The following is a 14,897-nucleotide window of genomic DNA, read 5'->3' as shown; positions in this document are numbered from 1 at the left end:
TATCTGAAGCCTAACAGGTTAATGTTTCAATATTACCTCTTTCTATAACCAGAACATGAACCTATAAAACGCAGAGTAGTGCGTCAGGTAACATGACGAACCGGACAGCAAGATGCCTCAAGCAATAAAACAGAAATTAGCAGCAATACGCGCACATATGAATGCAGCAAACTTAGACGCATTTATCATTCCCCGCGCAGATGAATACCTTGGCGAATACGTACCAGCACATAATGAACGTCTATTATGGTGCAGTGACTTTACCGGCTCTGCAGGCACGGTAATAATCTTAAAAGATCGCGCCGCCATTTTTACCGATGGTCGTTATACGATCCAGGTTAAGCAGCAAGTGGATGGCGATTGCTTTGAGTTTTACCACCTTATCGAAACACCGCATGCTGCTTGGTTAAGTGAACAATTACCCGCTAATGCAAATGTCGGTTATGACGCCAAAGTACATAATTTAAATTGGCATAAAGCCAGTAAAAAAACCTTAGCAGATAAACAAATAAACTTAGTTGCAGTCGATGAGAATCCTATTGATTTAAGCTGGTCAGATAGACCGACACCAACAGAATATTTAGGCCTGTTACTCGATGAGAAATACACTGGCCAATCAAGTTTAGAAAAACGCCAACAGATTGGTGGCGATATTGCGAAGCAAGGTGCTGATGCCGTTATTATCAGCGCGTTAGATTCTATTGCTTGGTTATTGAATATCCGTGGTAAAGACATTCATTGCTTCTGCGTTATCTTAGGCAGTGCGGTATTACGTAAAGATGGTTCAATGACATTCTTCACCAATCCAGCGAAGATCCCTACAGGTTTTCACGAACACGTTGGCACAGGTGTTGAGATTGTTGATGAATTACAGGCGACTGCAACTTACCAAGCGCTTGGAGAACAGCAATTACATGTATTAGCAGATCCTGAAGCATCAAATGCATTCAGCCAACTAACCGCACAACAAGCTGGTGCGACTCTCATTGCTGGTAATGACCCTGTCGCACTACCTAAAGCGTGTAAAAATGCCATTGAACTTGCAGGAATGCGTGCTTCACATATTCGTGACGGCGCTTCAGAAGTGCGCTTCCTTCATTGGCTAGAAACAGAAGTTGCTGCGGACCGTTTGCATGATGAAGCATATCTGTCTGACAAACTCACTGCTTTCCGCGCAACCAATGAGCATTATGTCGAACTCAGTTTTGACACTATTTCGGCTGCAGGTGCTAATGCCGCAATGTGCCACTACAATCATAACAATGGTGTTCCAGCGCAATTACCAATGGACAGCATTTACTTAGTTGACTCAGGTGCACAATATCTTGATGGCACAACCGATATTACTCGTACCGTTGCGATTGGTACACCAAGTGCTGAACACAAAAAAATGTTCACGCTCGTATTAAAAGGTCATATCGCACTGGCTAAAATGAAGTTCCCAGCAGGCACTAACGGTGGTCAATTAGATTCACTTGCGCGTCAGTTTTTATGGCAACAAGGTTATGATTATGACCACGGTACAGGGCATGGTGTAGGTTGTTTCTTAAATGTACACGAAGGTCCACATCGTATTGGTAAAAACGCTAACGGCGTAGCATTAGAACCAGGTATGGTGGTATCCAATGAGCCGGGTTACTACAAACAAGATGAATACGGTATCCGTTGTGAGAATCTAATTTATGTCGTTGCTAAAGATAACGGCCATGATGGCAAGACATTCTACGAATTCGAAACATTAACACTGGTTCCTTTTGATTTGCACCTGATAGATCAACAACTGCTCTCACAAGACGAAGTAAACTGGATCAATGCTTATCATGCCCAAGTACATGACGCATTATCACCATTGTTAACCGGTTCCGATTTACAGTGGCTATCTCAGGCTACACACGCTATTTAATTAATTATTATGTAACCAATCTAAACGATTAGATTGGTTATGCATTAAAAGGAGTTGGCATGACCCAACCACAGAACGCTATTTTTAACGAACGAAGCCAAAGCTATCATCATTTAGAATACAAATTGAAAGACAATGTTTACTTAGCCAATATCCAAAGTGCACTGCAAACAGCATTATGTAAACAAACAAATGACATTAACATCGTGATTGCCTTTGGTCGTAGTGCCACGAATACACTATTACCTGATTTACAACTAACTGCATTTGACGATTTTACCGAGATAGCGAGTCCGCACGGCAAGAAAGCCATCGCGAACCAAGGTGATATAATGTTTTGGATCCACAGCGACAACGCTAGCCATACCTTAGAGCAAGCATTTCATATCCAATCGGCGCTAAGTAAAATTGCCGATACCCAACTGGATATTTCCGGTTTCCAATACCATAAAAATCGTGATCTCATTGGTTTTGTTGACGGCACTGCTAATCCAAAAGAAGACGCGCGCCAACTAGCTTCGTTGATCCCAACAGGACAACCAGGAGCAGGCGGTAGCTTTGTGTTATCACAAAAATGGGTTCACGATTTAAGTAGTTTCAATGCGATGCCAGTACCGGAGCAAGAAGCGGTTGTAGGTCGTACTAAAGAAGACGATATCGAGTTATCTGGCGATGCTATGCCAGCCAATTCGCACGTTAGCCGCACTGATGTATCAGGTATGAAAATATATCGTCGTAGTTCACCTTATGGTAACGCATCCGAACACGGACTATACTTTTTAGCATTCGCATGTGAACAATTACGCTTTACGACTCAGCTACAACGTATGTATGGAATACCTGACGGAGTCACAGACAGATTAATTGATTATTCAGATGCTGTAACAGGATCATATTGGTTTGCCCCTTCTCAAACAGAGCTAGATAGATTAATGAATTAATTTGCATTCAACCGGGAGCGATGATTATGTCGAACGTTATTTTATATATAGCAACTAGCCTTGATGGTTACATAGCCAAAATGGACCATGACATCTCATGGCTCTCACATGTAGAAGTAAAAGGTGAAGATTACGGCTATCAACAATTTTTCGATGGTGTCAGTGCCGTGATCATGGGGAACAGTTCTTTTCAGGTGATTAAAGATTTTGCCGATTGGCCTTATGCTGATAAGCAATGCTTTGTCGCCTCTCACTCACCCGATATTACCCCGAATGATAGTGTCACCTTTATTACCGATCCGGCAGCAACGATCAAACAATTAAAAGTCAGTGCTGAAGGTAATATTTGGTTACTTGGTGGTGCTAACTTGGCCGATTCTTTATTACGGCTAGATTTAGTTGATGAATTAATTTTATCTACCATACCTATTTTACTCGGTAATGGTATACGTTTATTTAATGCGCCTCTGCCAGAACTGGGAGTGACGCTATTATCCTCTCAATCCTATCCGTCAGGACTGATACAAACACATTATAGAATAATAAAAAAACAAAAATAAATGATACGAATCCGCATTAATACGGGCGCTGTAGCTAATATATATTAGCTACAGCGCCTTAGCACGGACCAGCCATCGTCTACCTTTTAAATATATTCAAAACAAGTACTAACTTGCGTTTTACTCTATTCGCGGTTTATCTATATTAAAAATTAAAGTAATATTATGCTATTCATCGTTTTATGATAAAGCGAATACCCTTTTTCGAATCTAATACTAAGTATAAGAGTCTTTCTCCATGTCTAAATGGTTAACAGCTGGTATGAGTATTATCTCTATCGCCGCAGTCGGTTATTTCAACGTTTTCTATCAGCCGCAACAGGATCTCAATCGCATTCAATTACCACTACAACAAGACTGTCGTGTTAATCAGCAAGAATGTCAGGTGCAGTTAACACCAGAACAAACTATTTCGCTGTCTATTACGCCATTCAATGCAAAACCAATGACACCATTATCCGTTAATTTAAACGGGTCTAACATTGATAATGCCAGTATTACCATTAATGGTGTGAACATGATTATGCCGGGATTCCCTACATCGCTAAAAGCCATAAAGAAAGATAAATACCAAGCAGAAACAGCACTTGCGATCTGTATATTAGGTGAAATGTTATGGCAAGCAGACTTAACCATCACGGTAGCTGGTCAGCCTTATTTAATCCCTTTTCAATTTACCACCACAACTCATTAATTCAGGATGAACAAATGCAAAAATCAATAATAACCACACTTATCGCGACTGCTATTTTTTCAGCTGCGCCGACGTTTGCGGCAGAAAAAACTAACATGATGATCATGGATGCATGGGTGCGTGCAGCGCCACCATCAGCAAAAGTACAAGCCGCTTTTTTCACGGTTATGAATCACAGTAATAAACCGATCGTGATCACAGATGTTGAAGCGCAAGGTTTTGGCCGTAGCGAACTGCATTTATCAGGTAAAAAAGATGGCATGATGACAATGCAAAAACAGCAGCAAGTAACTATTCCTGCAAATACTGTTTTTCAATTCAAACCGGGTAGCTATCATGTGATGTTATTAGAACCAAGTAAGATCGCGGAACCGGGTGAATTGGTCAATGTATCGTTTACTTTATTAAACGGTGAAAAAATTAACGCAAAAATGCCTGTAAAACGTGATAACAGTAAGAAAAAAATGGATCACAGTAAAGTGGACCATAACAAAATGGACCACTCGAACATGAAACATAATTAGTTTCGACAAGGGATCAACGAATGAAAAAATCTAAGGCTATAATCGCTGCGGGTATTATCGGCCTTAGTGCGCTCGGCGCTATTGTTGCCAATAATATGGAGCAATCAAGTTTACCGACATTCACGACAGCATACGCACAACCTAAGAAAATCACCTTGCCAGATTTCGTACTCGGTGATAATCAAGAATACACCAAGGCCCTATTTAAAGGTAAATGGTCATTGGTTTTCTTTGGTTATGCCAGCTGCCCAGACGTTTGCCCGACAGAGCTGTACAACCTCAACCATGTAGCTAGTATCATGACTGATGCTGGTAAAACCATGCCACAAGTAGTCTTTATCTCAGTTGATCCACAGCGAGATAGTAATGAAATGCTGACAACTTATGCGCATTTTTATAACGATAACTTTATGGGGATAACAGGCGCGACAAGTGAAATTGATAAACTAGTTGCTGGTTTTGGCGTTATTTATCAAAAAACGTTTTTAGCGAATAATGGTCAATATGTCTCAGTGCCTTACAGCAGCCCAATACCAGAAGATCAGCGTGAGAGTTATTTAATTAACCACTCTTCTCGACTGTATTTAGTTAATCCAGAAGGACAATATGTAGCGGCATTTGCACCGCCCCATAGCGCAAAGAAAATAGCTGAAGACCTGCTTAAATTATAATACTGTAATGCTCGTTATTAAGAACCTATGCCTTATAGAAATTAAGAGATAGGTAATTGCGTCGTATTTTTTAGCCCTTCCATCGCAAAGGAAGAGGTAACATCAGTTAATCCATCGACGCAATTAACTAATCGTTTATAAAACACATCAAATGCAGCCATATCTTTCACTAATACTTTCATCATGTAATCGTATTCGCCTGCCATACGGTAAAACTCAATAACCTCAGCAAATCCATCGATACTAACAACAAACTTCTTAAACCAACTATCACTGTGATTTTGGGTTTTGATATTAACAAACGCGGTGAGTGCGAGGCCGAGCTTCTGCTCATTTAATAATGCCACACGACGTAAAATATAACCGCTATCCTCTAACCGTTTTAGCCGCTTCCAACAAGGCGAAACCGTTAAGCTTACCTTATCCGCGAGTTCAGCCACTGACAAAGATGCATCGCGCTGCAGGATGTCTAAAATCAATTTATCCTTCGAATCTAACATAATGGAGTAAATCCTTTCTTTAATAATCCAATTACAAACATTCTAGTCTCAACTATAGCCCTTGGTAAATAGCTTGGTAAATAAATATGATACCGATGAATAAATAATATGACACGGCGATAAGTACCTAGCTCGCACTCTAGCCGCCATTGATTTGATATTTAACCATGTTACGTTATTGTATGCCGAGGGGTGATAATAATGTTAACGACACGGAAATTTTTAATTGGCTTTTATCTCATCAGCTTGATAATTTTATCAGGCTGGGTTTGGCGATCTGGTTACGCTAAATTGGCCAGCCAAAGTAATCAACAATTAGATATTTTTGCTGCTCACTTACAAAGCCAATTACAGCGTTTTGATGCTATCCCCAAATTACTGAGGGATCAAAAATTAGTGGTGGCTAGCTTACAAGATACCAATAATGTGCAGCTGAAAGAAAAAACCAGTCGTTATTTAAAATATGTTAACAATACTATTGGTGCGTCAGATACTTATCTTATCGATCTAAATGGTACCACTATCGCTGCAAATAACTGGCGTGATAAACAAACCTTCATTGGTAAAAACTTTGCTTTTCGTCCTTACTTTCAGCAAGCTGCTAACGGACAACAAGGCCGTTACTTTGCCTTAGGTACAACATCTGGTCAAAGAGGATATTATTTTTCATCTCCGGTTATCAACAAAAATAAAATTATTGGTGTTATCGTAGTTAAAATGGACCTATCAAAAATAGAAAAAGAGTGGACCAGAAAACAAGCTCACTTCATGGTAACGGATGATGACAATATTATTTTTATCTCTAATACCCAATCATGGTTGCTGCATAGCTTAACGCCCCTGAGTACCGAAAAATTACAACAAATAAAGCATAGTCGCCGTTATGGTGAAAAAACAATAGCGGCACTAAATTTTTCCGGTCAACTAGCGGATAACCAAGCATTGTTGCAGTTAACAACGAATAAACCGTTTACCACTAATTACCTTTCTCTTAGTAAATATATGCCAGCAGCAGGCTGGACGGTCCGTGTACTCGCGCCACTAACCGCTATTTTCATCGATATCTCCATTGGTATCGTACTACTATCATTGGTTTTTTGGTTGCTCAATCTGCGTTTAAAGTTATCTATGCATAAACGTCAACGCGCCAAAGACAAAGAACTACTGCGCATCAAAACCAAACTCAAACTTAAGCAAGAAGTTAAACGGCGAACCGCAGATCTAAATAACGAAATAGTTGAACGCCAAAAAATGGAGCAAACTCTGCGAGACACTCAAAAAGAACTTATCCAAACGGCCAAGTTAGCGGTACTAGGTCAGCTATCTGCCAGTATTAGCCATGAGTTAAATAACCCACTTGCAGCTATCCGTAGTTATGCCGATAATGCGTTGGTTTTTTTACAGCGCGAACAACATCAAGCAACCCAAAGTAATATCCAACGTATTATTCATTTAACTGAGCGTATGGCTAAAATCAGTTCACAACTCAAATTTTTTGCCCGTAAATCCACTGGTGAATTACACCGAGTCCCGCTGCTTAGCGTTATTAACATGGCGGTAGAGTTAGTCAAACCACAATTAAAAAGTAATCAGGTGAGTATTACTGTGAATACTGCCAACATTGATGTACAGGTGAATGTAGACCAAGTGCAATTAGAACAAGTACTGGTTAATTTATTATCGAATGCCATGCAAGCTGTCGAAGAATCCAGTGAAAAACATATTCATATCACTTTGTGCCGTAATAAAGAAGACGTAATTGTACAAGTTGATGATTCTGGCATGGGGATAAATACAGCCAATTTACCGCAACTATTTGATCCTTTTTTCACAACTAAGGAAACAGGCTTGGGACTGGGATTATCCATTTCCCATAAAATAATGCGTAATATGCAGGGTAACATTGAAGCAGAAAATCGCCCTAATGCAGGTGCCCGATTTAGCCTTAATTTACCCGTAGCAACAACGATAGAACAAGCATAGGATAAATAATGAGTCAGGTTTTTTTTATTGATGATGAAGAAGATTTACGAATCGCCAATCAGCAGACCTTAGAGCTTGCTGGTATTAATGTGACATGTTTTTCCGATGCTGAATCCGCACTAGCTCAATTAGCCGTCAAAACACCTTTAGTCGTGATCACGGATATTCGCTTACCCGGTTTATCTGGGCATCAATTACTGCTACAGCTCAGGCAGCAAGATCCTAGCTTACCTGTTATTTTGATCACTGGTCACGGTGACATCTCGCTTGCGGTACAAGCCATGCACGATGGGGCTTATGATTTTATTGAAAAACCCTTTGCGTCAGTACGACTTACTGAATCAGTAAAACGTGCCATGGAAAAACGGATATTAACCGAAGAAAACAGAACCTTAAAAAAAGCCTTACAAGCAAAAGAAACGCTTGGCCCTCGAATCATAGGCACCACTACAGCGATTGTTGAATTACGTGAAATGATTAGCCACATTGCCGATACCCCAGCCGATATTTTACTATTTGGTGAAACAGGTACAGGTAAAGAGTTAGTTGCACGTTCGCTGCATGAGCAAAGTAGTCGTCGTACACATAATTTCGTCGCTATAAACTGCGGCGCAGTACCCGAAAACCTCATCGAAAGTGAATTATTTGGGCATGAAAAAGGCGCGTTTTCTGGCGCATCAGAGCGACGTATAGGTAAGTTTGAATATGCCCAAGGTGGCACCTTATTCCTCGATGAAATCGAGTCAATGCCCATGCCGGCACAAATAAAATTATTACGAATTTTACAAGAGCGTACTCTCGAACGTATTGGTTCAAATAAAGAGATCCCGCTGGATATTCGTATTATTGCTGCGACCAAAGTAGACCTTACACAAGCCGCCAACGCCGGTACATTTCGCCAAGACCTGTATTATCGCCTTAATATAGTAACCTTAAACTTACCGCCCCTGCGCCAACGCTTCGATGATATTCAAAGCCTTTTCCATCATTTTTTATTGGTCTCTGCCGCCCGATATAGTAAAGCGGCACCAGCATTACCGCTTCAGGATGTTCAAACTCTGCTTGCTCATGACTGGCCTGGTAATGTGCGAGAGTTAAGGAACGCTGCAGAGCGTTATATATTGCTGGGAAAACTAACAGGACTAAGTTCAGTCAACGAAGCACAACCCACACTGACTCAAAATTTATCTGAGCAAGTAGAAACTTTCGAAAAGATCCTTATTGAACAAGCGCTGACAAGCTGTAATGGCAGTATTAAAGACACCATGCATCTACTCAATTTAGCGCGTAAAACCTTATATGACAAAATGCAGAAGCATCAAATTGATAAACATGACTTCAAAGATCTACCTATTAAATAACAATCAGTTAAGTAAATATCATAATTAAAATAGCCAGCATTTGCTGGCCATTTTATAATTACCTTAGAACGGATATTATGTCAGTGTATATACCATCTCAGCGCTTACTTATCTAAGCGGTAGCATGAACTTAACCCTTTAGTGAATAATCAGTTCAGGTCCCATCATCAAGGTTGGTAACCACGTTGATACCCAAGGCACATACGTGACGATAATTAAGAATACCAACATCAATGCTACCCACGGCATAACCGCTTTCACCACTTGCAACATCGACATATTTGCAACGCCAGAGGTGACAAACAAGTTCAATCCTACGGGGGGAGTGATCATACCAATTTCCATATTAACCACCATAATAATACCAAGATGAATAGGGTCAATCCCGAGTTCCAAAGCAATCGGAAATACCAAAGGTGCAACAATAATTAACAAACCCGATGGCTCCATAAACTGACCACCAATCAAAAGTAATACGTTTACCACAATCAAAAATGCAATGGGTCCAAGGCCTGCACTTAACATCACTTCCGTAATCATTTGTGGAATACGCTCTTCTGTTAACACATGTTTTAAAATTAATGCGTTAGCCACAATGAACAATAACATGATCGTCATTTTACCAGCATCAAATAAACTTTTTTTAGTATCCGCATGGCACAAAACTTGGAATGATTTAATAATCGCCGATTTATGGTTTTTCTTGTCTGCAAAAGGTCCCATATCTTTATACACAAAATTGGCAATGAAGAACGCATACACAGCAGCAACCGCAGCCGCTTCTGTCGGCGTAAAAATACCACCATAAATACCGCCGAGAATAATGACAATTAACATCAATCCCCATGATGCATCCTTCGCAGAACGAAAGATCTCACTCCAACCAACAAACGGTTGAGCAGGTAGTTTTTTAACTTTGGCTGTAATAAAAATAGCGATAATAAGCATTAGTCCCGCTAACATTCCCGGTACAACCCCAGCGAGAAACATGCGACCAACGGACACATCCGTTGCTGCAGCATACACAACCATTACGATAGAAGGCGGGATCAATATCCCAAGCGTACCAGCATTACAAATAACCCCAGCAGCGAATTCTTTGCTATAGCCATTTTTCACCATACCTGCGATAACTAAACTACCGATAGCGACAACGGTTGCAGGAGATGAGCCAGATAGCGCGGCAAACATCATACACGCAACCACCGAAGCAATCGCTAAACCGCCTGGGAACCAACCCACGATAGCAATTGCAAAACGAATTATTCGTTGGGCAACACCACCCGTCGACATAAAGGTTGATGCCAAGATAAAAAATGGAATCGCCAATAACGTGTAATGCCCAGCAAATGCATTAAATAACGTTTGTGCAACGGATGCTAAACTCGCATCTGAATTAACAAGTAAGAATAGGATACTCGATAAACCAAGTGACACAGCAATCGGTACGCCGAACATCATGAAACCGATGATCATCAATAACAATATAACTAAAACCATAACTTAATCCTTGTTATCTTCTTCTAATACCGCCAACGCGTCTTCAGCTTCGTGACTTGCGATCACGCGGTCTATTTTATTAGTAAGTACTTGCCAAAGCAGTTGTGAAAACCTAAATGTCAGCAATGCAGTTCCCAACGGTAGGGAAAAATAAGGAATAAAACGAGGTAATTTTTCATACTGTTCACCTTCATTAAGCCAATCAGCAAGAAACTGTAAGAACTCCGGCATCGGAATGTCATCTGTTTCATACCAAGCTTGATCAGTAATAAACGGATACCAATAATTCCACGAGCCGATCAATAACAACACAGAGAAAAGTAAGCACAAACTTACCGCCATAACAGCATAAAGTTTACGTAGTTTAACTGGTGCCATGTTAATTAGAATATCAACACCGATATGAGAATGTTTTTTTACGCCGTACGATGCACCCACTAACACTAGCCAAGCAAATAAAAATACGGTTAATTCTAACGCCCATAAAATATTGCCATTAAACAAATACCGAAACACAACATTGGCAAACGTAAGCAAGGTCATCACACCAAGTGACATGGCTATATTTAATTCTTCGAGGCTATCGGATAAACGCCCTAAGCGTTCCCATAATCCATTATTCATACTGGTTCCCTTATTAGCTTAACGCGGCATAAGTCACTTATGCCGCACGATATTATGATTTATTCGACGCTAATGCTTTCTGAATTAAGTCACTGCCAATATCTTTCTCGAACTTAGACCAAACAGGTTGTAGCTTAGCCACCCAAGCTTCGCGTTGTTCTGGTGTTAATGTACGAACAACACCACCAGCCGCTATAATATTATTTTTATTTTCATTGTTAATACGTGTTGATTCGGCATTACGCGTTGCAGACACTTCAACGATAATTTGACGCAGTTGCACTTTCACATCGTTCGGTAATTTAGCCCACCAACGATTTGATGTGACAAGTAGGTAATCAAGAATACCGTGGTTAGTTTCAGTTACACCGTCTTGAACTTCGAAGAATTTTTTACCATAAGTATTCGACCAAGTATTCTCCTGACCATCAATAACTTTGGTTTGTAGGCCGCCGTAAACTTCTTTAAACGACATTTTTTGTGGGTTAGCGCCCAGTTGCTCAAACTGTGCAACAAGTACATCAGACGCTTGCACGCGGAATTTCAAACCTTGTGCATCTTCAGGGTAAATAAGCGGACGGTTAGCAGACATTTGCTTCATGCCGTTATGCCAAAATGCCAAGCCCTGTAAACCACGGCGACGCATTGAGTTTTTCAACTTTTCACCGGATTCAGAGTTCTGGAAACGATCGACGGCAGTAATGTCATCAAAGAGAAAAGGAAGATCAAAAATACGGAATTTTTTGGTGATTTTTTCAAACTTAGACAGAGATGGTGCGGCTAATTGCACATCACCATTTAACAAGGCTTCAAGTACTTTATTATCATCATAAAGTGTTGAGTTAGGGAAAACTTGCATACAAGCTTTACCGTTCATCTCTTTATTTACTCGCTCTTCCAGTAATGAAGCGGCAATGCCCTTAGGATGCTTGCTAGTATTCGTCACATGACTAAATTTAATCACGATTTCACCAGGGTCACAGGCACCTGAAGAGGCTTGAGCCGTAAACGAGCTCATGCTAGCCAGTACTATCGATATTGCCGTTGCGTATTTAAACATAATAATCTCCATATAATTATAACGTTGTCAATCAAGATGAAATCAACTTAATTAACAGTACGATAACCATATAGCAACCATTGAGCCACAATTGCATGTAATGATAAAAAACAATAATAACAAAAGCTTAGATTATAATGTTTCTTAGTACACTTTTATAATGGGTGGAGAGTCACCCATGATAAAAGTGGGATTGGGGTGAATACCACCAATCGAGTGATAAGATAAAGAATACCTCGGAGCTTAATAACCCCATCCAGAAATTTATTCTAATAAAAACAATATTGCACTATAAATACAGCGACCAATCACAATGAAAAACAAATAAATACTCCAAATAATAACTTTTGGAGTATTTATTGGCTTTAAAATACTATTTATAAAGAAAATAGGAAAACATCTTTCTCAGTAAAAAGCATAAAATTATCGTATTAAATATTCCAGCACTAATATAGAGATAGCCTTATGAATACAAAACTCGTCGCCACATTATTATTTGCATCTGTATGTTTGATCTGGGGTACAACCTGGATGGCTATGGAAATTGCAGTTCATTCAATTCCACCGATCACTGCAACTGGATTACGCTTTGCACTAGCTGCACCGCTATTAATTTTAGCTGCTCGCAAACTCAATATCCCGCTGATGTTCCCAAAAGGTAAAAATCTTGAATTTGCGTTAATCAGCGTGTTTTATTTTGCAGCGCCATTTACCTTAATGATTTTTGGTGAGCAATATATTTCGTCAGGCTTGGCGTCTATTATTTTTGCCACTATGCCGGTTGTTGTATTGGCGTTCGCCGTATTAGTACACCGCCAAAAAGTACACATCCACCAAGTAGCAGGCCTTGCAATTGCTTTGTTCAGTTTAATTACAATTATTAGTAATGAGATGGGCGTGAGTGCAAATGGTAGCCTAATAGGTGTTGGCGCATTAGTGTTAGCCGTATTAATGCACGCGACAATTTATACCAGTGTACAAACGCGTTGTCAGGGTATTCACGTACTGACTTATAATGCACTACCATGTCTTGTTGCTGCAGTATTATTATTGACTGTTGGTGCATTCACAGAGCAACCCGACTTTAGCACATTCACATTAACATCTTGGTTATCTGTTATTTACCTTGGTGTTATTGCTGGTATTGGCGGCATCATGGCTTACTTCCAGTTAAATAAAGTGGCAAGTCCGTTTCAAGCATCAATCTGTTTCCTTGTGTTCCCCGTTATCGCGCTTGGTTTGGACAGTACAATCAACGGCAAAACAATTAGCCACGAATCATTACTCATGATGGTAATGCTAACTGCAGGTGTTTTACTGTGTAAATTACCGATTGAATTAATCAGTAAACGTTTCACAAGAACTGCCTCTAAAGTAGAGAGATCGTCATAATTCATAACAGGTTTTATAATATAGGCTGCGTTCGCGTTATGCGATAGCAGCCTGTCTGCATTATTTTAGTGCCGTTAACGACCTATCCCAATCTTTCCAAACCACTTCTAAGCCCATCGTTTTGACTAACTCTGCCATTTCCGTCGGTGAACGATCATCATCTATTTCAAACTGTTCTAAGGCTTTCTCTGTATCGTCAGAATAACCACCGGGTTGGGTTTTCGAACCCGCACTAATACTGGTGATCCCTAATGGAATAACATTGTCACGAAAATACTCGGACTCTCGCGTCGATAACGATAATTCCACATCCGGATTAAACAATCTATAAGCACAAATCAACTGTACTAATTGGCGATCATTCATAATCGACTTCGGCTGAAATGCACCTTCACAGGGTCTTAAACGTGGGAAAGAAATTGAATACTTGGTTTGCCAATAACATTTTTGCAAATAATCTAAATGCGCAGCAACATGAAAACAGTCGGTACGCCATTCATCTAAGCCAATTAATGCACCTAGCCCCATTTTATGAATACCAGCTTTGCCTAACCTGTCTGGGGTTTCAATTCGATATTTAAAATCAGACTTCTTACCTTTGATATGGTGCTCGGCATACGTCCGGGGATGATAGGTTTCTTGATACACTAATACTGAATCTAACCCCAATTCTTTTAGTTCTTCATAATCGGCTTGTTCTAGCGGCTGCACTTCCAAGGATAAATGCGAGAACTGCGATTTCAATTCATTAAATACCTGACGGAAATACGGCATCCCCACTTTACGCTCCGATTCACCTGCCACTAATAACAAATGATCAAAACCCATTTTTTTAATCGCTCGCGCTTCACTGTTTAACTGCTTCATATCCAGCGTGGTACGACGAATTTTGTTATGCATCGAGAAACCACAATAGGTACAAATATTAGAGCACATATTAGAAAGGTATAACGGCACATAGAATTGGATAGTATTACCAAAACGTTGTCGTGTTAACTGTACACTACGCTGTGCCATCTGCTCTAAATAAGGTTCTGCCGCAGGTGAAATTAAGGCTTGAAAGTCATCCAAATCGAGTCGCTCTTTCGTTAATGCACGCTCAACATCCGCCGCCGTTTTGGCATAAATCGATAAGCGAATATCATCCCAATCTAATTTTTGTAACTGCTCGTAAAAACTCATGT

At 40.1% G+C, this 14,897-nt stretch carries 14 protein-coding genes; 9 read left to right on the top strand and 5 right to left on the bottom strand.

What is annotated here, in order from left to right; all coding sequences use genetic code 11:
- Positions 1-112: 112 nt before the first annotated feature.
- The 6 genes from BT797_RS15070 (at position 113) to BT797_RS15045 (ending at position 5,293) form a co-directional block, all read left to right on the top strand.
- Positions 113-1,903 carry an aminopeptidase P family protein gene (locus BT797_RS15070; RefSeq protein WP_045108722.1) on the top strand — a complete coding sequence of 597 codons (1,791 nt, stop codon included), beginning with the start codon at positions 113-115 and terminating at the stop codon, positions 1,901-1,903.
- A 59-nt stretch (positions 1,904-1,962) separates the two neighbouring features.
- Positions 1,963-2,844 carry a Dyp-type peroxidase gene (locus BT797_RS15065; protein ID WP_075472659.1) on the top strand — a complete coding sequence of 294 codons (882 nt, stop codon included), beginning with the start codon at positions 1,963-1,965 and terminating at the stop codon, positions 2,842-2,844.
- 26 nt (positions 2,845-2,870) lie between these two features.
- Positions 2,871-3,404, top strand: coding sequence for a dihydrofolate reductase family protein (locus BT797_RS15060; RefSeq protein WP_045108720.1), 534 nt, complete (start codon positions 2,871-2,873; stop codon positions 3,402-3,404).
- A gap of 238 nt (positions 3,405-3,642) precedes the next feature.
- Entirely contained in the window at positions 3,643-4,098 is a 456-nt protein-coding gene (locus BT797_RS15055; RefSeq protein ID WP_045108719.1) for a hypothetical protein, read from the top strand.
- A gap of 14 nt (positions 4,099-4,112) precedes the next feature.
- Complete coding sequence (locus BT797_RS15050; protein ID WP_045108718.1) at positions 4,113-4,622, top strand: copper chaperone PCu(A)C; 510 nt, start codon at positions 4,113-4,115, stop codon at positions 4,620-4,622.
- Between the two features lie 20 nt (positions 4,623-4,642).
- Positions 4,643-5,293: an SCO family protein gene (locus tag BT797_RS15045; RefSeq protein WP_045108717.1), complete on the top strand. Its 651-nt coding sequence runs from the start codon at positions 4,643-4,645 to the stop codon at positions 5,291-5,293.
- Positions 5,294-5,334: 41 nt separating this feature from the next.
- Here BT797_RS15045 and BT797_RS15040 read toward each other — a convergent pair whose 3' ends face one another.
- Positions 5,335-5,793 (bottom strand): Lrp/AsnC family transcriptional regulator, encoded by a 459-nt coding sequence (locus BT797_RS15040; RefSeq protein ID WP_045108716.1) that lies wholly within the window; start codon positions 5,791-5,793, stop codon positions 5,335-5,337.
- A 201-nt stretch (positions 5,794-5,994) separates the two neighbouring features.
- Between BT797_RS15040 and BT797_RS15035 the strand changes: the two genes are divergently transcribed.
- Together BT797_RS15035 and BT797_RS15030 are read left to right on the top strand one after the other, a co-directional pair.
- Entirely contained in the window at positions 5,995-7,776 is a 1,782-nt protein-coding gene (locus tag BT797_RS15035; RefSeq protein ID WP_045108715.1) for a sensor histidine kinase, read from the top strand.
- An 8-nt stretch (positions 7,777-7,784) separates the two neighbouring features.
- On the top strand, positions 7,785-9,137 hold the full coding sequence (locus tag BT797_RS15030; protein WP_045108714.1) for a sigma-54-dependent transcriptional regulator: 1,353 nt from the start codon (positions 7,785-7,787) through the stop codon (positions 9,135-9,137).
- A 138-nt stretch (positions 9,138-9,275) separates the two neighbouring features.
- On the opposite strand, the gene BT797_RS15025 is transcribed toward BT797_RS15030, so the two are convergent.
- From BT797_RS15025 to BT797_RS15015, 3 genes are read right to left on the bottom strand one after another with little or no spacing between them, the layout of a single operon-like run.
- Positions 9,276-10,637: a TRAP transporter large permease gene (locus BT797_RS15025; protein WP_045108713.1), complete on the bottom strand. Its 1,362-nt coding sequence runs from the start codon at positions 10,635-10,637 to the stop codon at positions 9,276-9,278.
- Between the two features lie 3 nt (positions 10,638-10,640).
- Positions 10,641-11,261 carry a TRAP transporter small permease gene (locus BT797_RS15020; protein ID WP_045108712.1) on the bottom strand — a complete coding sequence of 207 codons (621 nt, stop codon included), beginning with the start codon at positions 11,259-11,261 and terminating at the stop codon, positions 10,641-10,643.
- A 52-nt stretch (positions 11,262-11,313) separates the two neighbouring features.
- Positions 11,314-12,321 (bottom strand): DctP family TRAP transporter solute-binding subunit, encoded by a 1,008-nt coding sequence (locus tag BT797_RS15015; protein WP_045108711.1) that lies wholly within the window; start codon positions 12,319-12,321, stop codon positions 11,314-11,316.
- A gap of 465 nt (positions 12,322-12,786) precedes the next feature.
- On the opposite strand from BT797_RS15015, the gene BT797_RS15010 reads away from it, so the two are divergent.
- A complete protein-coding gene (locus tag BT797_RS15010) occupies positions 12,787-13,713 on the top strand; it encodes a DMT family transporter (protein ID WP_045108710.1) in 927 nt (308 codons plus the stop codon).
- 60 nt (positions 13,714-13,773) lie between these two features.
- Here BT797_RS15010 and thiH read toward each other — a convergent pair whose 3' ends face one another.
- Positions 13,774-14,895, bottom strand: coding sequence for a 2-iminoacetate synthase ThiH (gene thiH, locus BT797_RS15005; protein ID WP_045108709.1), 1,122 nt, complete (start codon positions 14,893-14,895; stop codon positions 13,774-13,776).
- Positions 14,896-14,897: the final 2 nt, after the last annotated feature.

Origin of the sequence: Moritella viscosa (assembly GCF_900120065.1) — a bacterium.
Lineage (GTDB): Bacteria > Pseudomonadota > Gammaproteobacteria > Enterobacterales > Moritellaceae > Moritella > Moritella viscosa.
Note: the sequence above shows the minus strand (reverse complement) of the source record. Positions and strands in the feature narration are given on the sequence as shown.